The sequence below is a fragment of the Paraburkholderia sp. Clong3 genome (assembly GCF_050436485.1).
Taxonomy (GTDB): Bacteria; Pseudomonadota; Gammaproteobacteria; order Burkholderiales; family Burkholderiaceae; genus Paraburkholderia; species Paraburkholderia tuberum.
The window spans coordinates 1,137,798-1,159,284 of record NZ_JBNDMH010000002.1 but is presented as its reverse complement, the minus strand read 5'-3'; the positions used below and the strand labels follow the sequence as shown (position 1 = coordinate 1,159,284).

The window sequence follows — 21,487 nt, the reverse complement described above, 5'->3', positions numbered from 1 at the left end:
TGCGCTGCCAGGGTCTATTTACATATATAAACAGACCCTAGCCCATGTCGATGGTGACGAACATGCGCTGTCCGTCGCGTTGGACCAATAGCGCGACCGCGTTACCGCTGTTCGCCGCTTTCCGCCGGAACTGGGCGGGACTTGATACATGAGTGCTGTCGACCATCAGGATGATGTCTCCCGGTTCGATGCCGGCGAGCGCGCCGGCCCCCGTGCTTTTTTCGACCAGGACACCACCTTCGACACCTGCGTCGTGTCGCTCCTGTGCGGTCAAACCACGCACGGTCAACCCATCGGGAGCTGTGACCTGCGCAATGGCCGGGGTCTCGGCAGGAGTGGCATTCAGACTGCCAAGCGCGACTGTCGTATCGTGCGTGGCGTTATCGCGCCAGTACACGAGATGGACGGATGTGCCCGGTTTGAGATCGGCTACTGTGACGGGCAACTGGGTCGAATCTGGAATATCAACGCCATTGATCTTCATGATGACGTCGCCTGCTCTGAGACCGGACCTGGCAGCCGGTCCTCGCGGGTCGACCGAGCTGACGAGCGCCCCTTGCGGCCTGTTCAGACCGAAAGATTGCGCAAGCGGCCAGCTGACATCCTGAATCGTGATGCCGAGGCGTCCGTGTTCCGCCTCGTGGTGCAGTTGCAACTGTCGGGCAACTTTCATCGCTTCATTGATCGGCAGCACGAACGCGGCTCCTTCAACGTCGCCGATCTCTTTCGTGATAGGCATTTCGATCCCAATGACGTTGCCGTTCAGACTGAACACCGGGCTACCTGCATCGCCCGCATTTTCGGTCACGTCAGTCTGGATAAGCGGTACATACGACTCGCCTGGCAAAGGTCGCGACATGTTGCTGATGATGCCTGCCGTCACCGTGTCGTTCAGTCCATAAGGGGAGCCGATCGAGACGACCCACTGACCGGCCTTGTTCGCGGACGGTGAGCCAATTTTGACTGTCGGCAGTTTGGTGGCGGGAATCTTGAGCAGCGCGATACCGCTCGCTGGGTCGTCGCCGACCACCGTGGCCTTGAACCTGCGACCGTCCTTTAGCGTCACGCTGATTCGGGTTGCTTTGGTTATCAGGCTGGAGTCGGTGAGAATGTAACCATCGGCGGCGATGATGAATCCAGAGCCGCTGCGTTGCGAAGCCAGGCCTGTCGCGCCAGGAGGGGCGTAGGCGAACTGCTGGAACTGCCGGGTAAAAGGATCGTCTTCGCTGCCGGCCGGCGGCCAGAGGGGAGTGAAGGTGGCGACGGGTTGAGCCGCTGTCACGCTGATATTGACGACTGCTTTGCCTTCTTCGCTGACGAGGCGCGAGAAGTCCGTCACTATTGCGGGCGCCGTGTCGTGGCCTGGAAGCCTGGCAGCCGGCACATCCGCTCCAGAGCTTACGTTGTTCGGAGGGGATTGCGCCATGCAGCCCGCGGACACCGCCGCGGTCAGACATTCCACGATCAGGAAGTACTTGAGGTTGTCGCGTTGCATCACATGCCCCCGACACGAGCAGCTGAGTCGGATGAGTCGGAGTAACGCGTCTGTCCGATGCGTCCTCCATGCTGCTGTGATTCGACTCTAGGTCGCCACTTTTAAAACAAGCTTAAAAAAGCCCGATGAGAGGGTCCGGCTCGCACGTCCACGTCAACGCTGATTTCGGTACTATACGGATCTACTTTCAGTCCCCGATCTTCGCCGGGACTGCGCTCCCGACGCGCGTGCAACCATGCCTACCATCAACGAACTGTTCGTCTATCCGATCAAATCCTGCGCGGGCATCGCGCTCACCGAGGCGCGGCTGTTGGCGACGGGCCTCGAATACGACCGCAACTGGATGATCGTCGATCCCGAAGGCGCGATGTTCACGCAGCGCGCGTATCCGCGCATGGCGCTGATCAAGGTCGAACTCGGCGCAAAGGATCTGATCGTCAGCGCGCCGGGCATGCGTGAGCTGCGCACGCCGCTCGATGCCGCGCGGCTCGCCGCGGCACCCAGGGTCGCTACCGCGGTGTGGCGCGACGCGGCCTACGGGCTCGACACCGGCGAAGAAACGGCGGCCTGGTTCACGGAGTTCCTCGGTCTGCCCGCGCGCTTGCTGCGCTTCGATCCCGAGCGGGAACGCGTCGTCGATCCGGACTATACGGACAGCACGGGGGGCGCCACGACCTTTTTTGCCGATGGCTTTCCGCTGCTGGTGGTCGGCCAGGCCTCGCTCGACGATCTGAACGCGCGCCTGAACGGCAAAGGCGCACCGTCGATCAGAATCGATCGCTTCAGGCCCAATATCGTGCTCAGCGGCCTCGATGCCTATGAAGAGGACTATGTCGAGACACTCGCCGTCGGCGCGAATGCGGACTCGAGCGCGCGCGTCGAGTTACGGCTCGTCAAGCTGTGCTCGCGCTGTCCGATGCCGACCATCGATCAGGCGCGTGGCGCGCCCGATCCCGACTGGCCGAACGAGCCGACCGACACGATGCTCGGTTACCGAGTCAGCGAACGCTTCGACGGCGCGGTCACGTTCGGCAACAACGCGCTGGTCGCGAGCGGGGCGGGGGCCTGGCTGCGCGTCGGGCAGCAGGTCGACGCGGAGCTCGGGTTCGGCGATTGATGGGATGAAAGGCGGGCGAGGCCCGCTTCGAGCGCCGATCAGGCTGCCCGCGCCATGGCCGACGCGGGTAGTGTTTGCCCATCTCGATTGCCGCGAACTTCGCGTTCCCAGCAAGGCGCTTCGGCGCTCTCGCCAACCGCATTGCCCACCAGAATCACCGCCGGACTGCCGAAGCCCGCGCCGAGTGCATCGGCGGCGAGCCGATCGAGCCGCGTCAACAGGCGCCGCTCGCCGCCGCCGCCGGCCCACTGCACGACCGCGGCCGGCGTTTCGGCCGGCAGGTGCGCGAGCAACGCGGCGGCGATGCCGTCGATGCGCCGCATGCCCATATAGATCGCGAGCGTCGTGCGCGTCGCGGCGAGCGCGGCCCAGTCCGGCTCGCCGTGATCTTCGGTGTGCGCGGTGACGAAGCTCACGCCGTGGCAATGCCGCCGATGCGTGAGCGACATGCCGAGACCCGCGGCGGCCGCGAAGCCCGACGAGATGCCGTTGACGATCTCGACCGCGAGGCCCGCATCGCGCAGCGCCGCGAGTTCCTCGCCCGCGCGACCGAACAGCAGCGCTTCGCCGCCTTTGACGCGCACCACGTGCAGACCCTTCAGCGCATAACGCCGCATCAGCCGCTCGATGAACGCCTGCGGCGTCGAGCGGCAGCCGCCGCGTTTGCCGACGCGAATCACGCGCGCCTGCGGCGCGAGCGTCACGATGTCGGGATTCGCGAGGTCGTCGAGCAGCACGACGTCGGCGGCCGCGAGCGCCTTGACGGCCTTCAGCGTCAGCAAGTCGAGGTCGCCCGGGCCCGCACTCAGCAGCGTGACCTTGCCGGTGTTGGTGTTCATGTTGGTGTCCTTATGCCGTTGGTTTCCGTTAGCCCGAAACGAAAACGGCGCCCGCCCGTGAAGATCACGAGGGGACGCCGTTGTCCATTGCATTGCCTGTCGACGGTTGAGTCTGCGCGTCGCGACGACGTTGCCGCGATGACGTTGCGCAAGAGCAATGCAAGGACCACGCCATCGATCCGATCAAGGCGCGCAAGCCGTTGCCACACATTGCGATTCACGCGGAGAACATGACGGCGATCGCACGCCCGTGCGCCTTCGTTTCGCACGTCGACAGTGCTGCGTCGCACCATCCCTGTGCTTGGCCGCCTCAAAACGCGTCGCGCGCGGGATCCGGTCCGAAGCCGCGCGAGTTGCCGCAAATCCCCGCCACACCGCGCTTTCGGGCGCATTTATCGAAATTGGCACAGCCCTTGCAACAAGCGTTGCCATCGGACCAACGTGGGTTCGTCGCGCTTGCAGCACAACTGCACGCGCCCCGCAGCACCCAACAGGACAACGGCGTCCCCCGAATTCGGCCCCTCGGCTGGATTCGCGGGACGCCGTTTTTATTTCCGCAATCGCTTTCGCCAGATACCAGAGGACAGCGCGCTCATGAAAATCATCGTTATCGGTCACGGGATGGTCGGCCACAAACTGGTCGAATGCCTGGCGCAACGGGCCGCGCACGATCTCGACATCACGGTGCTGGGCGAAGAATCGCGACCGGCCTACGATCGCGTGCATCTGTTCGAGTTCTTCTCGGGCAAGACCGCCGATGACCTGTCGCTCGTCGAGCCGGGCTTCTTCGAGCGCCACGGCGTGCAACTGAAGCTGAACGCGCGGGCGGTCGCGGTCGATCGCGACGCGCGCACGGTGACGGTCGCGACCGGCGAAACGCTGCCGTACGACCGCCTCGTGTTCGCGACCGGCTCCTATCCGTTCGTGCCGCCGGTGCCGGGCCGCGAGCGCGGCGACTGCTTCGTCTATCGAACGATCGACGATCTCGAAGCGATGCGCGAATGCGGCGCCCGCTCGAAAACGGGCACGGTCGTGGGCGGGGGCCTGCTCGGTCTCGAATGCGCGAAGGCGCTGCGCGACATGGGTCTGCAAACGCACGTGGTCGAATTCGCGCCCCGCCTGATGGCGGTGCAGGTCGACGACGGCGGCGGCCGCGTATTGCGCGGCCGGATCGAAGAGCTTGGCGTCACGGTGCACACGCAGAAGAACACGACGGCGATCGTCAACGGCGAAGCGGGCACGCACCGCATGCAGTTCGCCGACGGCAGCCATCTCGACACCGACATGATCGTGTTCTCCGCCGGCATCCGTCCGCGCGACGATCTCGCGCGCGCATGCGGCCTCGAACTCGGCGCGCGCGGCGGCATCGCCATCGACGACGCGTGCCGCACCAGCGATCCGCACATCTATGCGGTCGGCGAATGCGCGCTGTGGCACGGCCAGCTGTTCGGGCTCGTCGCGCCCGGCTACGAGATGGCGCGCGTGGTCGCGAAGCAGTTGCTCGGCGACCCGGCCGAATTCGCCGGCGCCGACATGAGCACGAAGCTCAAGCTGATGGGCGTCGACGTCGCCAGCATCGGCGACGCGCACGGCAATACGCCGGGCAGCCGCACCTACCAGTTCAGCGACGAACGCAAGCAGATCTACAAGAAGCTCGTCGTGTCCGATTGCGGCAAGCATCTGCTCGGCGGCGTGATGGTCGGCGACGCGAGCGAATACGGCACGCTGCTGCAGATGATGCTGAACCGCATCGAGCTGCCAGCGTCCCCCGAATTCCTGATCCTGCCGCAAGCGGACGGCAGCGCGAAGCCGGCGCTCGGCGTCGAGGCGTTGCCCGCGGCCGCACAGATCTGCTCGTGCAACAACGTGTCGAAGGGCGAGCTGTGCGCAGCCGTGTGCGCGGGCGCGACCGACATCGGCGCGTTGAAGAGCGCGACCGGCGCGGGCACCTCGTGCAGCGGCTGCGTGCCGCTCGTCACTCAGGTGATGAAGGCCGAGATGAAGAAGCAGGGCCTCGCGGTGAACAACCACGTCTGCGAGCACTTCCCGTATTCGCGCCAGGAGCTGTATCACCTCGTGCGCGTCGAGGGAGTGCGCCGTTTCGGCGCGCTGCTCGCGAAGCATGGCCGCGGGCTCGGTTGCGACATCTGCAAACCGGCGGTCGCGAGCATTCTCGCGTCGTGCTGGAACGAATTCGTGCTGAAGAAGGAGCACGCGTCGCTGCAGGACACCAACGACTACTACCTCGCGAACATCCAGCGCGACGGCACCTATTCGGTCGTGCCGCGCATGCCGGGCGGCGAAGTGACGCCCGACGGCCTGATCGCGGTCGCGCAGGTCGCGAAGAAATATGGCCTCTACACGAAGATCACCGGTGGCCAGCGTGTCGATCTGTTCGGCGCGCGCGTCGAGCAATTGCCGTCGATCTGGGAAGAGCTGATCGCGGCCGGCTTCGAATCGGGTCACGCGTACGGCAAATCGCTGCGTACGGTGAAGTCGTGCGTCGGCTCGACGTGGTGCCGCTATGGCGTCGGCGATTCGGTCGGTCTCGCGGTCGAACTCGAGAATCGCTACAAGGGCCTGCGCACGCCGCACAAGATCAAGTTCGGCGTGTCGGGCTGTACCCGCGAATGCGCGGAAGCGCAGGGCAAGGACGTCGGCGTGATCGCGACCGAGAAGGGCTGGAATCTGTACGTGTGCGGCAACGGCGGCATGAAGCCGCGTCACGCGGAACTGCTCGCCGCGGACCTCGATAAGGCGACGCTCGTGCGCTATATCGACCGCTTCCTGATGTTCTACGTGCGCACCGCCGACCGACTGCAACGCACCAGCGTGTGGCGCGACAACCTCGAAGGCGGGCTCGACTATCTGATCGACGTGATCGTCGACGATCGCCTTGGCGTCGCCACCGAGCTCGAAGTGGAAATGCAGCATGTGGTCGACACGTATGAGTGCGAATGGAAAAAGGCCGTCACCGATCCCGAAACGCGCAAGCGCTTCCGCCATTTCGTCAACAGCGTCGAGTCCGACAGCAACGTCGCGTTCGTCGAGGAGCGCGGACAGATCCGGCCGGCAACGCCCGCTGAGCGGCAGGTGCAGCGCATCGGGATTCCCGTTGTCGTCGAGACGGTTTGACCGCATCCGATTCCCGCTTAACTCAAAAGGAGCCCAGTCATGAAGAACGAACGCTTGCCCCGCGCCTGGACCGCGGTCTGCGCGCTCGACGACATCGTGCCGAACACCGGCGTTTGCGCGCTCGTCAATGGCGAACAGGTGGCCGTGTTTCACGTCGATGGCGGCCAGGTCGAGTCGCCGGCCGAGCCCACGGTCTACGCGATCGAAAACTTCGATCCGGGTTCGCAAGCGGCGGTGCTGTCGCGCGGACTCGTCGGCAGCCTCGGCGAGCGCATCGTGGTCGCGTCGCCGATCTACAAGCATCACTTCGATCTGCGCACCGGCGAATGCCTCGAAACGCCGTCGTATTCGGTCAGCGCATTTGCCACGCGCATCGAAAACGGCCAGGTGTGGGTCGCGGTTTGAGGTAGCGGCCTTTGTCCATCGTTCTGATGTTTCAACCCGATCATTCGCGCATGTCTGCTACCAGCGTAAAGAGCGTGTGTCCGTATTGCGGCGTCGGCTGCGGCATGGTGCTGCACGTCGAGGACGGCCAGGTCGTGAAGATCGCTGGCGACAAGGAGCATCCGGCCAACCTGGGCCGGCTCTGCACCAAAGGGCAGTCGGCCCACGTCGCGCTGCGCAAGTCGGGTCGTCTCGAAGGCGCGTTCGTGCGTCGTGCGCGCGACGAAGACCCGGTGCCGCTGCCGATGGCGCAGGCGTTGAGCGATACCGCCGCGCGTCTGCGGCGCGTGCTCGACGAGCATGGCCCCGATGCGCTGTCGTTTTACGTGTCGGGGCAGATGTCGCTCGAAGCGCAGTATCTGGTCAACAAGCTCGCGAAGGGCTTTATCGGCACGAACAATATCGAAGCGAATTCGCGCCTGTGCATGGCGAGCGCGGCGAGCGGCTACAAGCTGTCGCTCGGTGCGGACGGCCCGCCCGGCTCGTACGAAGACTTCGATCACGCGGATCTGTTTTTCGTCAGCGGCGCGAATATGGCCGACTGCCACCCGATCCTGTTCCTGCGCATGATGGATCGCGTGAAGGCTGGCGCGAAGCTGATCGTCGTCGATCCGCGCCGCAACACGACCGCCGTGAAAGCCGATCTGTTCCTGCAGATCAAACCCGGCACCGACCTCGCGCTGCTGAACGGTCTGCTGCATCTGCTGCACGAAAACGGCGCAACGGACGCGGCTTTTATCGCCGAACACACCGAAGGCTGGGACGCGATGCCCGCGTTTCTGGCGGGGTACACGCCGGAGAACGTCGCCCGCATCACGGGCCTCGCCGCCGACGACATCCGTCGCGCCGCGCAGATGATCGCGTCGGCCAAAGACTGGATGAGTTGCTGGACGATGGGCCTGAACCAGAGCACGCACGGCACGTGGCACACCAACGCGCTGTGCAATCTGCATCTGGCGACGGGCCGCATCTGCCGGCGCGGCAGTGGACCGTTCTCGCTGACGGGCCAACCGAACGCGATGGGCGGCCGCGAAATGGGCTATATGGGCCCTGCTCTGCCGGGGCAGCGTTCGGCGCTGGTCGCCGCAGATCGCGCGTTCGTCGAAGCACTGTGGGGCATCGCACCGGGCACGCTCAAAGCGGACGCGGGCCACGGCACGATCGACATGTTCGCGCGCATGGCCGCGGGCGACATCAAGGCGTGCTGGATCATCTGCACGAATCCGGTCGCGACCGTCGCGAACCGGCAGACCGCGATCGCCGGTTTGCGCGCGGCCGAACTCGTGATCGCGCAGGACGCGTTCCTCGATACCGAAACGAACCGCTACGCCGACGTGCTGCTGCCCGGCGCGTTGTGGGCCGAAGCCGAAGGCGTGATGGTCAACTCGGAGCGCAATCTGACGCTGATGCAGCAAGCCATCGAACCGCCCGGCGCGGCGCTGCCCGACTGGCAGATCATCGCGCGCATCGCGTGTGAAATGGGCTTTGCCGATGCGTTCAGCTATGCGAGCGCCGACCAAGTGTTCGCCGAACTCACGCGCGCGGCGAATCCGGCGACCGGCTACGACCTGCGCGGCGCGAGCCATCGCCGCTTGAAGGACTCGCCACTGCAGTGGCCGATCGCGTCGGCCGATTCGTCCGAGCGCAATCCGCTTCGCTATCTGAATGACGGCGTGAGCCAGACGCTCAGAGAGTCGGAAGATGGCGGCCACCCGCGCATTGCTTTTCCGACCGCGAGCGGCAGGGCGAAGTTTTTCGCGCGTGCGTATCAGCCCGCGGCCGAGTTGCCCGATCGCGAGTTTCCGATCGTGTTGAACACGGGCCGTCTGCAGCATCAGTGGCACACGATGACCAAGACCCGCAAGGTCGCGATGCTGAACAAGCTGAACCCGGGACCCTTCGTCGAAATTCATCCGGACGACGCGGCCGAACTCGGGATTCGCGCGAAGGACGCGGTCGAGATCCGTTCGCGGCGCGGCCGCGCGGTCCTGCCCGCCGTCGTCACCGATCGTGTGAGCGCGGGTCAGTGCTTCGCGCCGATGCACTGGAACGACGTGTTCGGCGACGAACTGTGCATCAATGCGGTGACCAACGACGCGGTCGATCCGGTTTCTCTGCAACCCGAACTGAAAGTCTGCGCGGTCGCGCTGAGTCCGGTGACGGCGGATCGCGACGCGAGCACTCGCAATGACGAGGATGCGCTCTCTACGCCCGCCGACGCAGCGGTTTTAGCGCCCAGCGCCAAGGATCAACCCATGCCTCGTATCGAAGTCCTCACGACTTTGCTGCAATTGCCGCCCGAGCCCGCGCCCATGCCGTCGCTCAGCGATGCGGAGCGCGCGTATCTGGCGGGTTTCGTCAGTGGCCTGCGTTCGGCCGAAGCGCAAGGTCTCGCCAACGTGCCGGTGCTGCCGCACAGCGCACCGTTCGATGCGGTGAAGCGGCTCTATGTCGATGGTCTGCTTGCGGGACTGTATAGCCGCAGCGCGACGACAGCCCAGACGTCGACCGCTGCCTTGCGGCTGAATCTCGCACAGGAAGAGCCACGCGAATCGGGCGTGCGCATCGTGCGCGTGCGGCCGAAGGTCACGCTGTTGTGGGCCTCGCAAACCGGCAACACCGAATCGCTGACCGAGCGTTACGCGACGCGTCTGATGGAATCGGGCTTCGAAATCCGCACCGCGTGCATGGCCGACTATTCGTTCGCGACGCTCGCGAAGGCGCAATACGTGCTGCTGATGACGAGCACGTTCGGCGACGGCGATGCGCCCGACAATGCGCAGGACTTCTGGACGCAACTGAACGCCGCCACGGCGCCGCGCCTCGACGGCGTGCGTTTCGCGGTGCTCGCGCTCGGCGATCGCAACTACGATCAGTTTTGCGGTCACGGCCGCCGTCTGGACGAGCGGCTCGCCGCGCAGGGTGCGCTGCGTCTGACCGAGCGCGTCGATTGCGATATTGAATATCCGCAAAGCGCCGATGCATGGCTCGAACGCGTGATCGTCTGCATCAAGCAGGCGGATGCCGCGCTGTACGCGGTGCCGCCGGGCGGCATGATCAACGCGGTGGTGGGCGCGGTGCCGACCAAGGCGCGGCCGGCCGCGTCGCGCGTCGTCGGCAATCTGCGCCTGAACCGGCAGGGCGCCGCGAAGGATACGCGCTACGTGTCGCTGCAAACGGGCGAGACGAACCTCGAATACGAAGCGGGCGATGCGCTCGGCGTGTGGCCGAGCAACTGCCCCGAACTCGTCGACGAACTGATCACGCTGAGCGGTTTGCACGCGGAGGCATCGGTGCACGTCGCGGGTATCGGCGACATGCGGCTCGCCGATGCGCTCGGCAAGCACTACGAGATCGCGCGGCCGAGCGCCGAAGCGCTGGCGTTCGTCGCGGCGCGCAGCGGCAACGGCGCGCTGGGCGATCTGCTCGCGCCCGAACGCAAGGCGGATCTGAAGCAATGGCTATGGGGACAGCAGCTCGCCGACGTATTGCACGAGTTTCCGGTGAGCCTCTCGGCCGCTGAGCTGACCGGCATGCTGAAACGCCTGCAGCCGCGTCTGTATTCGATCGCATCGAGCCCGAAGGCGCATCCGGGCGAAGTGCATCTGACGGTATCGGCGGTGCGGTATACGAATGGGCGGCGGCACCGCAAGGGCGTGTCGTCGACGTTTCTCGCGGATCGCGCAAGCGACACCGATGTGCCCGTGTTCGTGCAGAAGTCCGCGCATTTTCGTCCTCCTCATCAATCGGACACGCCGATGATCATGGTCGGGCCGGGCACCGGCATCGCACCGTTTCGCGGCTTTCTGCACGAACGGCAGGCACGCGGCGAGCGTGGACGCAACTGGCTGTTCTTCGGCGAACAGCATGCCGCGACCGACTTCTACTATCGCGACGAACTCGAAGCGATGCGCGCGAGCGGTCTGCTGACCCGGCTCGACGTCGCGTTCTCGCGTGACCAGGCCGACAAGATCTATGTGCAGGACCGCATGCGCGAACACGGTGCGCAACTGTGGGCATGGCTCGAAGACGGTGCGCATTTCTATGTATGCGGCGACGCGAACCGGATGGCGCGCGATGTCGATGCGGCGCTGAAGGACGTCATCACGACTCACGGTGGCATGAGCGAAGAGAAAGCACTCGAATACGTGAGCCGTCTAACGCGCGAAAAGCGTTATGCACGCGACGTGTATTGAGCCGCCGATGCGTTTCAGAAGATGCCTTTAAAAAGGCCTCGCAACAGACAGCACGATGGTATGACGCTCGCATGTCGAGTCCGAGTGAAAACTCTGGGCGATATGCCGGCGCAAAACAGAAGTAACGCAGCAACTGGACTACTACCCGGAATTTTATTTACCGAGGATCTCTGATGAAAAACGTGATGCACTCCCTGCGAAGCGGTGATTGGCGCGCACTTGTCGCCTGCTTTCTGTATTTCGACACGGGCTTCACCGTCTGGGTGCTGTATGGGCCGCTCGCGCCGTTCATCAGCAAGAGCATCGCGATGACACCCGCGCAGCAGGGTCTACTCGTCGCGGTGCCGGTGTTGTCCGCGGCGATTCTGCGCGTGACGCTCGGCAATCTGTATCAGTCCGCGCACGGCAAACGCATTGCGTTGATGGGCGTGCTGCTGTCGGCGGTGCCGACGATCGTGCTGCCGTTGCTGCAATCGGTGCCGTCGTACGAAATGCTGCTGGTGCTCGGCGTGTTCCTTGGCGTCGGCGGCGCCAGCTTCGCGGTCGCGCTGCCGATGGCCGGCAGCAACTATCCGCCGAAAGTGCAGGGCCTCGTCTTGGGGCTGGCCGCGGCCGGCAACATCGGCGCGGTGCTCGACGGCTTCCTGTTCCCGCAACTGGCGACGCGCTACGGTTGGCAGCTCGCCGCGGGCGGCGCCTTGCCGCTGCTCGCGATCGCCGCGATTACGCTGTACTTCTGGGCCAACGACGCGGGTGTCAAAACCGGCAGCGTGCTGCGCGCCTTCGGCAGTTTCGCGACGACGCTGGTCGGCCTGATCGCGCTCGTGCTGCTCGTCGAAGCAGGGCTATTCGGCGCGGGCAAGGCCGGCGTGCTGCTGCTGCCGGTGATCGGTGCGCTGCTGGCGATCGCGGTGCTGCCGCAACGCTACCGCTCGGTGCTCGCCGAGCGCGATACGTGGGTCATCATGTTCGTCTATAGCATCACGTTCGGCGGTTTCGTCGGCATGTCCTCGTATGTGTCGCTGCTGCTGACCAACCTGTATCAACTGTCGAAAATCGACGCGGGCCTGTTCATGGCGCTGCTCGCCGCGACCGGCGCGATGGTGCGCCCGCTCGGCGGCCTGATTGCCGACCGCGTGTCGGGCGTGCGCGCGCTGACCGTGCTGCTCGCGATCATCGCGGTTTGCGATTTCCTGTTCGCGGCGGCGATGCCGTCGCTTGCGGGCGGCATTGCGTTGCTGCTGTGCCTCTATGTCGCGTTCGGGCTCGGCAATGGCGCGACGTTCCAGCTCGTGCCGCATCGCTGGGCCGGCCGTACCGGGCTGATGTCCGGCATCGTCGGGGCGGCGGGCGGCATCGGCGGCTTCTATCTGCCGGTCGTGATGGGCATCGCGAAGGAAAGCACCGGCAGCTATCAAATGGGCTTCGCGACGTTCGGCACGCTGTCGGCCTGCGCGTTCCTTGCGATCGTCGCGCTGCGCCGGCCGTGGATGGCGTGGTCGATGCAAACCGGCGTCATGCACGCGCATGCGACGGAGTAAGGCGCGGCGCGCGGCGTCCGGTCGTGCCGGCGCCGCACGCATCATGCTCTGAACAAAGCGCAGTCGAATGCTTGCATATCGGAGGCGGTGCTTCTAATATGCAGTCAGGAGGCTGCATATGAACTCATCGACCGATCGCATCGAAAAGCAGGTTCTGTTGAAGGCGCCGCGCTCGCGCGTCTGGCGTGCGCTGTCCAACGCCGAGGAATTCGGCAAATGGTTCGGCGTGAATCTCACCGGCAAGCAGTTCGTCGCGGGGCAATCCACGCAGGGGCACATCACCTATCCAGGCTATGAGCATCTGCTGATGAACGTGCTGGTCGAGCGTGTCGAGCCCGAGCATCATCTGTCGTGGCGCTGGCATCCGGCCGCGATCGACATCACGATCGACTACACGCCTGAGCCGACCACGCTCGTGGAATTCGATCTGAGCGACGTCGAGTCGGGCACGCTGCTGCGCGTCGTCGAATCGGGCTTCGACCAGTTGCCGATCGGGCGCCGCGCGCAAGCGTTCCGGCTGAACGACGGCGGCTGGGAGCAGCAGATGGTCAACGTCGAGAGATATGTCGGCGCGAGCTAGGGCGGCCCCCGCGAGGGCGGCCCTCAAGGCGGCGACACTGCGCAGTTCGGCGGCGGTGTTCGCGGCGCTCGGTGACGAGACGCGTCTGCGGCTTGTCGCGGCGTTATGCGCGGGCAGTGCGATGTCGATCGCGCAGCTGACGGCCGGCACCGACATCACGCGGCAGTCGGTCACGCAGCATCTGCAGGTGCTGGCCGACGCGGGCCTCGTGCACGACGTGAAGGTCGGACGCGAGCGCCTGTGGGCGTTCGAGCCCGCGCATCTCGACGCGGCACGCCACGCGCTCGACGCGATTTCGCGGCAGTGGGATCGGGCGCTGCTGAAGCTGAAGACGATGGTCGAAGAATGAAGGGCGGGCGTCCGTAGTGATTGCACGAATCGAGCCGGCACGCGGATTGGCCGCCTGCCGGTAGGCTGTACGCGACGGCGGGTGCCGCATTTTTTACCGACTGCGAGCGGCACATCGTGCACGGAAGCGCGGAACAACGCAAAAGGGGCCAAAAAATTGGCCCCCAATCCGCTGCAAAAAAGGAAGAAAAACGAGCCCGCGACTAATCGGCGATCCGCTTGTCGGCCAGCGCGTTCTGGCAGTCGGCCAGAACCTGCCGGACGAGCCGGGCTTGCGGGTCGAGTTCGTCGGTATCGAGAATTTCTTCAACCGCGTCGCGCGCCCAGTCGGCATCGACGAAGCGCGCGTGGCGCCGCGCGATTTCGACCGCGGTGGCCGACAGCTTCGCGACGCACAGCCAGTCGGCTTCGCGCGCGCGGCGGTCGAGCCACTTGTGCGCGGACTGCACGTGAAACGCCGCGTCGGGCCAGTCTTCGTTCAGATAATAAGCGCCGAGGCTTCCGCATGTGAGCCAGCACAACAGCTCCACGCGGTCACGGGGACTCAGATGTTGGCGTACATCACTCATGGCGACGCTCGCTGCAGTAAATGGCTTCCCGGTGAGGCCGGCGGGCGCCGTCCTCCGCTTTTTGCACACGCTTTTTACAAACATTAGCATGCGGAATTCCCGGGCGGCAATTCCTGACCACCCTTAGCGTGCGGCGCCGCCACAGGTGGCGTTTTCGGGCGGTGCGTCAGCGCGGTGCGCCGGTGATCTGATCGCCCCGGGACGACCCGCCGCAGCCGAAGCGCCGGCATTTACCGGCTCGCAGCGGTTCCCGGCGCGGCTTCAACGTTCGCCGCGCGTCGCGACGATGAAAAGCCGCGGAAACGGCAGCAGCACCGTGCCATCGGCGAGCGCCGGGTAGGCTCTGACGATTTCGTCGCGATAGCGTTGCACAAACGCGCCGCGTTCGGCGTCGTCGAGCGCGGCGAGAAACGGCCGCAGCGCGCTGCCCTTGAACCATTCGACCACCGCGTCGGCGCCCGCGAGCGGGTGGTGATAGATCGTGCGCCACACGTCGACGCGCGCGCACAGCGGCTTGAGCAGCGCGTAGTACCAGTTTGCGTCGTAGCGCATGGTGCGCTCGACACCCTTCAGCTTCGTCGCCCAAGGCCCGTCGATGGCGATTTCGCGCAGCAGCCGGTGCGCCGGTTCGTCGAGATTGTCGGGCATCTGCACGGCGAGGCTGCCGCCCCTGGCAAGTTTTGCCACCAGCGCGGGGAACAGCCGCTCGTGGTCCGGCACCCATTGCAGCACCGCGTTCGCGAGGATCACGTCGTAGGGGCCGTGCGCGTCCCACGTCGAAACGTCGCTGATGTCGAAACGGAATCGCGGCAGCCGCCGACGGGCCGCCGCGATCATCTCGGCGGAGCTGTCGATGCCGCTGACCGACGCGCCCGGCACCCGCTCGGCCAGCACCTCGGTCGAGTTGCCCGGGCCGCAGCCGATGTCGACCGCGAGCCGCGCGCCGTTCAAGGGCACCGCCGCGAGCAGATCGCGGACCGGCCGCGTGCGCTCGTTCTCGAACAGCATGTACTGCTTCGCGTGCCAATCGCTATGCTCGTTCGTGGTTTTGTCGGTCATCTTTTGCTCCTTCGCGGGGTTCGTTGCGGCCATTCTCGGCCGCTGACAGCCCGGAGTAAAATGAATTTATGATCCGGATTACTTCATTTTTCTAATGAAAATCGACACGCTCGGCGTGCAGGCTTTCGTCGCGATTGCCGATCGCGGCAGCTTCCAGAGCGCGGCGGATTCGCTGCACGTCACGCAAACCGCGATCACGCAGCGGCTGCGCAAGCTCGAAAGCTATCTCGGCGTCACACTGATCGAGCGCACCACGCGTTCGATGGCGCTCACCGAAATCGGTCGCAATTTTCTGCCGCAGGCGCGTCGGCTGCTCGGCGAGCTGGCGGACGCGCTCGTCGAGATCCGCGAAACGGGCATCGCGCGACGCGGCGACGTGTCGATCGCGTGCGTGCCGACCGTCGGCGTGCAGTATCTGCCGCGCATCCTGCAGGCGTATTCGGCACGCTATCCGCACAATCGCATCAAGATTCTCGACCACGCGTCGTCGGCGGTGGAGGAGGCCGTGTTGCGCAGAGAGGTCGAGTTCGGCATCAATATCGCGCGCGAGCATCATCCCGATCTCGCCACCGTGGCGCTCACCGAAGACCGCTACGTGCTGATCTGCCACGAGGACCATCCGCTCGCGAAGCGGCGGCGCATCGCATGGCGGCAGTTGCAGCCGTTCCCGCTGATTTTCGCCGGCGAGGTCAGCGGCAATCGCGCGCTGCTCGACGTCGCGCTGGAATCGAGCGAGCTCGCGCTGCGTTCGTTCTACGAGGTGCAGCGCAGTTCGACCGCCGTCGGACTCGTCGCGCAACGCGTCGGCGCGGCCGTGGTGCCCGCGCTCGCGCTGCAGAGCGGCGCGTATCCGAGCGTGCGCACCGTCGAGCTCACGCAGCCCACCGTGTCGCGCACGCTGGTGCTCGTCGCGCGCAAGACCGCGCAGTTGTCACCGGCCGCGCAGGCGCTGTACGACATGATCCGCGAACAGGCGACGCTGAAAACCGGATGACGGCGCGCCGCGCGCAAGGCAAACTGGCTGGCTTCCGAGTTTCATTCCTTCAACCCGTTCAATCCACGCGACACCCAACGACTCATGCTGCAGATACTCGGCAAGACTACCTCGATCAATGTGCGCAAGGTGTTGTGGACCTGCGCGGAACTTGGGCTTGCGTTCGAACAGGAAGACTGGGGCTCGGGCTTTCGCTCGACCGAGGTCGCCGAATTCCGCGCGCTGAACCCGAACGCGATGGTCCCCGTGATCCGCGACGGCGACTTCGTGTTGTGGGAATCGAACTCGATCATCCGTTACCTCGCGAACCGTTATCGCGGTGACGGGCTGTATCCGGCCGATCCGGTCGAGCGCGCGCGCTGTGATCAATGGATCGACTGGCAGGCGAGCGAATTGAACCGCTCGTGGAGCTACGCGTTTCTCGCGCTCGTGCGGCACTCGCCCGAGCATCTGGACCCGCGCCAGATCGCCGCGTCGTGCGCGAACTGGTCGAAGCATATGGCGATCGTCGAGCAGCAACTTGCGCGCACCGGTGCGTATATCGCGGGCGACGCGTTTTCGCTCGCCGATATTCCGATCGCGCTGTCCGCGCACCGCTGGCTCGAAACGCCGCAGCAGCACGACGATTTGCCGGCGCTGGCCGCTTATATGGCGCGCCTGGCCGGGCGCGACGGGTATCGCAAGCATTGCCGAAACGGCACGCCGTAATCGTTGATTCGCGCGCTTCTGCAATCTGTCGATGCTTACAGAATCCGCCTTCAATGCTTACGCTCTGCTTGCGGATTCCCGCGCTCGACGGCTTCTGCGCGGTGCACCCCGCGTCGCCTACAATGGCGGCCATCTAGCGACATTGAAGGTTCAACGATGCGGTTAACGAAATTCGTGCTGGCTTTGCTGGCGGCGTGCTTCACTCTGAACGCGAGCGCCGAAATGACGGCCGCGCAATACAAGCGCTGGGCACACGCCGACAACAACTCGATCTATGCGGCGTACATCACCGGCACGATCAACGCGTTCGGTTGGGCGAACGGCGATCTGGTCGCGAGGAAACAGCCGCAGTTGTTCTGTCCGCCACCAACGCTCGCGATCGGCAACCAGACGGTCTATCCGTTGCTCGATGCGTTCTTCGCGAACCATCCGGGCATTTCCGAGGATTTTCCAATCGGGCTCGCGATTCTGCGCGCGTTGCAGGGCGCGTATCCGTGCTGACGTGTTGAAGGAGTGAGGGGAGTGAGGGGAGGGAGGCGAGGAGGGGCAACCTCAGGGGCGAACTCGCGAAGCGGGCCCGCCCCCCGGTGGATCAAACCTGCACGAGATTCGCAATCTGCACGTCCGGATTGACGTCCGCGTCGTAATCGACGCCCTTCATTTCAAAGCCGAACAGGCGCAGGAAATCGGTCTTGTAGCCCGCGAAATCGGTGAGTTCGTAGATGTTGTCGTTGCTCACCTGGTTCCACAGCTCCTGCACGCGGCCTTGCACCTGCGGATCAAGTTCCTTGTAGTCGGCGCGCAGACGGCCTTCGTCGTCCAGATGCGGCTGGCTGCCATAGAGGCTGTCCTTGTACAGGCCGTAGACCTGCTCGATACAGCCTTCGTGCGTGCCTTTTTCCTTCATCACCTTGAAGAGCAGCGACAGATAGAGCGGCATCATCGGAATCGCCGAGCTTGCCTGCGTGACGACTGCCTTCAGCACCGCGACGCGCGCATCGCCGCCCTTGGCCGCGAGCGTTGAGCGGATGCCGAGCACTTTCTGGTCGAGATCTTTCTTGGCCGCGCCGATCGAGCCGTTCCAGTAGATGTCGTGGGTGATCTTCTCGCCGAGGTAGGTGAACGCGGTGGTCCTGGCGCCGTCGGCGAGCACGCCGGCTTCGCCCAACGCGTCCATCCACATCTGCCAGTCCTCGCCGCCCATCACCGCGACCGTGTGCGCGATTTCTTCCGGCGTCGCCGGTTCGAGCACGGTTTCCTTGATCACTTCCTTGTCGGTGTCGATGCCGCGCAGATTGACAGCCTTGCCGATCGGCTTGAGCACCGAGCTGAACACTTCACCGGTCTTCGGGTGCTGGCGCTTCGGCGCCGCGAGGCTGTAGACGACCAGATCGACCTGGCCGAGATCGCGCTTGATCACTTCGATCGTGCGCGCCTTCACTTCGTCGGAGAACGCGTCGCCGTTGATGCTGGTCGCGTACAGGCCTTCGGCGGTGGCGAACTTCTCGAACGCCGCGGTGTTGTACCAGCCGGCCGTGCCAGCCTTGGTTTCGCTGCCGGCGCGCTCGAAGAACACGCCGAGGGTCGACGCGCCCGAGCCGAACGCTGCGCTAATGCGGGCGGCGAGGCCATAGCCGGTCGACGCGCCGATCACGAGCACCTTCTTCGGGCCGTTGGCGATGGGGCCGCGTGCCTTCACATACTCGATCTGTTCCTTGACGTTGGCTTCGCAGCCGGTCGGATGGGTCGATACACAGATGAAGCCACGCACACGCGGTTTGATGATCATGAAGCACCTCTTGTCGGAATTGGCGACATTATAGTGGCCCCGCCGGAGCCGCACTCCATGCCGGGAACGAAGCAAAAACCGGCGCACCCCCCACATCTTGGTACGATTGCGCCTTTCCCAGCCGACGACAGCAAGTGAAGCGCCTCTTTTCCTCCTTTCTGGCGGCCCTCGACAAAGGGCTGACGCTCGCGAACCCGCTGTTCGCGAAGGCCGCGTGGCATCTGCGCCATCCGACCCGCCGCACGTTCGCGTGGGGGCTCGCCGCGCTGCCGGTGCTATTCGTACTGTACGTGCTGCTGCTGATTCCGTTCACGCCGAGCATCGGCGACATCCGCAAGGCCAAGATCGAGCAGCCCGCGCAGATCCTGTCGGCGGACGGCAAGCTGCTCGCCGAGTTCAAGCCGTCGAACCGCGAGTGGGTCAAGCTGAAGGACATCTCGCCGAACGTCGTGAACGCGCTGATCGCCACCGAGGATCACCGCTTCTATCAGCATTTCGGGCTCGACTGGCGGCGCACCGCTTCGGCCGCGCTGCACACGTTCTCCGGTGAGCGCCAGGGCGGCTCGACGATCACGCAGCAGCTCGCGCGCAATCTGTATCCCGACGAAATCGGCCGCGCGCCGACGTTGACGCGCAAGCTGAAGGAAGCGATCACCGCACTGAAGATCGAGGCGTTCTACACGAAGGACGAGATCCTCGAAACCTACCTGAATACGGTCCCGTTCCTGTACAACGCGTACGGCATCGAGATGGCTGCGCGCACCTATTTCGACAAGTCCGCATCCGACCTGAACGTGCTCGAAGCGGCAACGCTGACCGGCATGCTGAAGGGCAACGCGTACTACAACCCGGTGCTGAACCCCGAGCGCGCCTTGCAGCGGCGCAATACGGTGCTCGCGCAGCTGGTCAGGTACGGCAAGCTGACACCCGCCCAGTACGACACGCTCGCCCGCAAGCCGCTGCGTCTCGACTTCGAGCGCCAGATCGAGCCGCCCGGACCCGCGCCGCACTTCACGCAGCAACTGCGCAAATGGCTCGTCGCGTGGGCCGATCGCAACGACTACAACATCTATTCCGATGGACTCGTCGTGCGCACGACGATCGACTCGCGTCTGCAGACGATGGCGACCCAGGCGGTCACGCTGCAGGGCAACCAGTTGCAGAACATCGCGAACTCCGCGTGGGGCACGCGCGCGGGCTGCTCGGCGGACAAGGACCTGCTGCGCACGTTCCTGCGCGAAACGCCTGACTTCCGCGCGGCCAGAGACACGGGCCTCGCCGACGACGACGCGCTGAAACGCCTGCTCGCCGATCGCAAGCTCGTGCAGAGTGTGTGCGACACGAAGACGCGCGTGCAGGCCGACTTCCTCGCAATGGACCCACGTACCGGCGAGATCAAGGCGTGGGTCGGCAGCCGCGACTTTGGCGTTGATCCGTTCGATCACGTGCAGCAGGCGCGCCGTCAGCCGGGCTCGACCTTCAAGCCGTTCGTCTACGCGGCGGCCTTCGAGGCCGGCGCGAAGCCGGACGACAAACTGCCGGACAATCCGGTTCAGATCGAACTCGCCGGCGGCGAAATCTGGAAGCCGAACGACGAGGACGAGCCGAGCGGCCGCATGATCAGCCTGCGCGACGCGCTCGCCTATTCGCGCAACCGCATCACCGCGCAGGTGATGGAGTCGGTGGGTCCGAACAGGGTCGCCAAGCTCGCGCGCGCGATGGGTGTGCGCGACAGCCAGCTCGACCCGGTGCCGTCGCTCGCGCTCGGCACGAGCCCGGTCACGCTTAAGGAAATGGTGTCGGCGTACGGCACGATCGCGAACCTCGGCGGCTACGTCGAGCCGCTGATGGTCACGCGCATCGAGGACCGCAACGGCAACCTGCTCGCCGAGTTCAAGCCGGCCACGCCGAGTCGCGAGCTGCCCGCCGACACGGCGCGCACGCTCGTCGACGTGATGCGCGACGTGGTCAGCCGCGGCACCGGCGCGAGCATCCGCACGCGCTTCGGCGTGCGCGGCGATGTCGCGGGCAAGACCGGCACGACCCAGGGCAACGCGGATGGCTGGTTCATCCTGATGCAGCCGCAACTGGTGGCGGGGGCATGGGTCGGCTTCAACGACAGCCGCGTGACGCTGCGCAGCGATTACTGGGGGCAGGGTGCGCATAGCGCGCTGCCGATCGTCGGCGATTTCTTCCAGCGCGCGCAGCGCTCGCGGCTCGTCGACAGCCACATGAAGTTCGATACCGCGCAGCAGCCGGGCTGGTTCGCCGAGCGCGCCGAACGCCTGCGCGACTGGATCGGGCACCTGTTCACGCGCACGCCGGCGCAGCCGGACAAGCAGGTCGTGGCGCGTGCTCCGGCGCGGCGCGCGCCGGTGGCGTCGGTGCAGCCGCCGACGTCTGCCGTGGCGGCACCGGCGGCGGCGTCAGAGGCAGCGGGCGCGTCCCCGGTGCAGGGCGAAGCGCGCGCGTTGCCGCCGTTGCTGCCGGCGCCGGGGTCGGGGTCGGCTCCCGCGCCGGCGCCGGGTAATACCGTCGACGGTGAAGCGCACGGCGGCGGTGCCGCAGCGCTCGCGCCAACCCCGACGCCGGACGACATCGTGCCGCCCGATGCGGGCGGTCAGGGCACAGAAGGGTCGAATAACGGCAGCGGGGCGAATTGAAGGCGACCCG

At 65.4% G+C, this 21,487-nt stretch carries 16 protein-coding genes; 11 read left to right on the top strand and 5 right to left on the bottom strand.

Features of this window, described 5'->3' with window-relative positions; translation table 11 throughout:
• Positions 1-37: 37 nt before the first annotated feature.
• Positions 38-1,495 (bottom strand): trypsin-like peptidase domain-containing protein, encoded by a 1,458-nt coding sequence (locus OKW30_RS09605; protein WP_429346584.1) that lies wholly within the window; start codon positions 1,493-1,495, stop codon positions 38-40.
• 235 nt (positions 1,496-1,730) lie between these two features.
• Here OKW30_RS09605 and OKW30_RS09600 point away from each other — a divergent pair, with 235 nt between their 5' ends.
• Positions 1,731-2,612: an MOSC domain-containing protein gene (locus OKW30_RS09600; protein WP_429346583.1), complete on the top strand. Its 882-nt coding sequence runs from the start codon at positions 1,731-1,733 to the stop codon at positions 2,610-2,612.
• Positions 2,613-2,650: 38 nt separating this feature from the next.
• On the opposite strand, the gene cobA is transcribed toward OKW30_RS09600, so the two are convergent.
• A complete protein-coding gene (gene cobA, locus OKW30_RS09595) occupies positions 2,651-3,451 on the bottom strand; it encodes a uroporphyrinogen-III C-methyltransferase (protein WP_429346582.1) in 801 nt (266 codons plus the stop codon).
• Positions 3,452-4,045: 594 nt separating this feature from the next.
• On the opposite strand from cobA, the gene nirB reads away from it, so the two are divergent.
• From nirB to OKW30_RS09565, 6 genes are all read left to right on the top strand, one after another.
• The gene (gene nirB, locus OKW30_RS09590) at positions 4,046-6,586 is read left to right on the top strand and encodes a nitrite reductase large subunit NirB (RefSeq protein WP_429346581.1); all 2,541 of its coding nucleotides are present in this window, start codon (positions 4,046-4,048) and stop codon (positions 6,584-6,586) included.
• 39 nt (positions 6,587-6,625) lie between these two features.
• Positions 6,626-6,991: a nitrite reductase small subunit NirD gene (gene nirD / locus OKW30_RS09585; protein ID WP_184074058.1), complete on the top strand. Its 366-nt coding sequence runs from the start codon at positions 6,626-6,628 to the stop codon at positions 6,989-6,991.
• 50 nt (positions 6,992-7,041) lie between these two features.
• A complete protein-coding gene (locus OKW30_RS09580) occupies positions 7,042-11,226 on the top strand; it encodes a molybdopterin-dependent oxidoreductase (protein ID WP_429346580.1) in 4,185 nt (1,394 codons plus the stop codon).
• Positions 11,227-11,399: 173 nt separating this feature from the next.
• Entirely contained in the window at positions 11,400-12,767 is a 1,368-nt protein-coding gene (locus OKW30_RS09575; RefSeq protein ID WP_184074054.1) for an MFS transporter, read from the top strand.
• Between the two features lie 118 nt (positions 12,768-12,885).
• Positions 12,886-13,347: an SRPBCC family protein gene (locus tag OKW30_RS09570; protein ID WP_184074052.1), complete on the top strand. Its 462-nt coding sequence runs from the start codon at positions 12,886-12,888 to the stop codon at positions 13,345-13,347.
• Positions 13,331-13,696 carry an ArsR/SmtB family transcription factor gene (locus tag OKW30_RS09565; RefSeq protein ID WP_429346579.1) on the top strand — a complete coding sequence of 122 codons (366 nt, stop codon included), beginning with the start codon at positions 13,331-13,333 and terminating at the stop codon, positions 13,694-13,696. The genes OKW30_RS09570 and OKW30_RS09565 overlap by 17 nt, the downstream gene beginning before the upstream one ends.
• A 202-nt stretch (positions 13,697-13,898) precedes the next feature.
• Here the strand turns inward: OKW30_RS09565 and OKW30_RS09560 are convergent, their stop codons facing one another.
• Together OKW30_RS09560 and tam are read right to left on the bottom strand one after the other, a co-directional pair.
• Entirely contained in the window at positions 13,899-14,264 is a 366-nt protein-coding gene (locus OKW30_RS09560; RefSeq protein ID WP_429346578.1) for a hypothetical protein, read from the bottom strand.
• A gap of 261 nt (positions 14,265-14,525) precedes the next feature.
• Positions 14,526-15,323 carry a trans-aconitate 2-methyltransferase gene (gene tam / locus OKW30_RS09555; RefSeq protein WP_429346577.1) on the bottom strand — a complete coding sequence of 266 codons (798 nt, stop codon included), beginning with the start codon at positions 15,321-15,323 and terminating at the stop codon, positions 14,526-14,528.
• Between the two features lie 94 nt (positions 15,324-15,417).
• Here tam and OKW30_RS09550 point away from each other — a divergent pair, with 94 nt between their 5' ends.
• The 3 genes from OKW30_RS09550 (at position 15,418) to OKW30_RS09540 (ending at position 17,526) form a co-directional block, all read left to right on the top strand.
• The gene (locus OKW30_RS09550) at positions 15,418-16,317 is read left to right on the top strand and encodes a LysR family transcriptional regulator (RefSeq protein WP_184074046.1); all 900 of its coding nucleotides are present in this window, start codon (positions 15,418-15,420) and stop codon (positions 16,315-16,317) included.
• Between the two features lie 84 nt (positions 16,318-16,401).
• Complete coding sequence (locus tag OKW30_RS09545; RefSeq protein WP_429346576.1) at positions 16,402-17,025, top strand: glutathione S-transferase family protein; 624 nt, start codon at positions 16,402-16,404, stop codon at positions 17,023-17,025.
• Between the two features lie 156 nt (positions 17,026-17,181).
• Entirely contained in the window at positions 17,182-17,526 is a 345-nt protein-coding gene (locus tag OKW30_RS09540) for a hypothetical protein (RefSeq protein WP_429346575.1), read from the top strand.
• Between the two features lie 91 nt (positions 17,527-17,617).
• Here the strand turns inward: OKW30_RS09540 and fabV are convergent, their stop codons facing one another.
• Positions 17,618-18,814, bottom strand: coding sequence for an enoyl-ACP reductase FabV (gene fabV, locus OKW30_RS09535; protein ID WP_429346574.1), 1,197 nt, complete (start codon positions 18,812-18,814; stop codon positions 17,618-17,620).
• Between the two features lie 134 nt (positions 18,815-18,948).
• Between fabV and OKW30_RS09530 the strand changes: the two genes are divergently transcribed.
• A complete protein-coding gene (locus OKW30_RS09530) occupies positions 18,949-21,477 on the top strand; it encodes a penicillin-binding protein 1A (protein ID WP_429346573.1) in 2,529 nt (842 codons plus the stop codon).
• Positions 21,478-21,487 lie beyond the last annotated feature (10 nt).

What these genes read in the sequence shown, in the direction of transcription:
- OKW30_RS09605 (WP_429346584.1), bottom strand. Translation starts at nt 1,495, where the DNA reads ATGCAACGCGACAACCTCAAGTACTTCCTGATCGTGGAATGTCTGACC.
- OKW30_RS09600 (WP_429346583.1), top strand. Translation starts at nt 1,731, where the DNA reads ATGCCTACCATCAACGAACTGTTCGTCTATCCGATCAAATCCTGCGCG.
- cobA (WP_429346582.1), bottom strand. Translation starts at nt 3,451, where the DNA reads ATGAACACCAACACCGGCAAGGTCACGCTGCTGAGTGCGGGCCCGGGC.
- nirB (WP_429346581.1), top strand. Translation starts at nt 4,046, where the DNA reads ATGAAAATCATCGTTATCGGTCACGGGATGGTCGGCCACAAACTGGTC.
- nirD (WP_184074058.1), top strand. Translation starts at nt 6,626, where the DNA reads ATGAAGAACGAACGCTTGCCCCGCGCCTGGACCGCGGTCTGCGCGCTC.
- OKW30_RS09580 (WP_429346580.1), top strand. Translation starts at nt 7,042, where the DNA reads ATGTCTGCTACCAGCGTAAAGAGCGTGTGTCCGTATTGCGGCGTCGGC.
- OKW30_RS09575 (WP_184074054.1), top strand. Translation starts at nt 11,400, where the DNA reads ATGAAAAACGTGATGCACTCCCTGCGAAGCGGTGATTGGCGCGCACTT.
- OKW30_RS09570 (WP_184074052.1), top strand. Translation starts at nt 12,886, where the DNA reads ATGAACTCATCGACCGATCGCATCGAAAAGCAGGTTCTGTTGAAGGCG.
- OKW30_RS09565 (WP_429346579.1), top strand. Translation starts at nt 13,331, where the DNA reads ATGTCGGCGCGAGCTAGGGCGGCCCCCGCGAGGGCGGCCCTCAAGGCG.
- OKW30_RS09560 (WP_429346578.1), bottom strand. Translation starts at nt 14,264, where the DNA reads ATGAGTGATGTACGCCAACATCTGAGTCCCCGTGACCGCGTGGAGCTG.
- tam (WP_429346577.1), bottom strand. Translation starts at nt 15,323, where the DNA reads ATGACCGACAAAACCACGAACGAGCATAGCGATTGGCACGCGAAGCAG.
- OKW30_RS09550 (WP_184074046.1), top strand. Translation starts at nt 15,418, where the DNA reads ATGAAAATCGACACGCTCGGCGTGCAGGCTTTCGTCGCGATTGCCGAT.
- OKW30_RS09545 (WP_429346576.1), top strand. Translation starts at nt 16,402, where the DNA reads ATGCTGCAGATACTCGGCAAGACTACCTCGATCAATGTGCGCAAGGTG.
- OKW30_RS09540 (WP_429346575.1), top strand. Translation starts at nt 17,182, where the DNA reads ATGCGGTTAACGAAATTCGTGCTGGCTTTGCTGGCGGCGTGCTTCACT.
- fabV (WP_429346574.1), bottom strand. Translation starts at nt 18,814, where the DNA reads ATGATCATCAAACCGCGTGTGCGTGGCTTCATCTGTGTATCGACCCAT.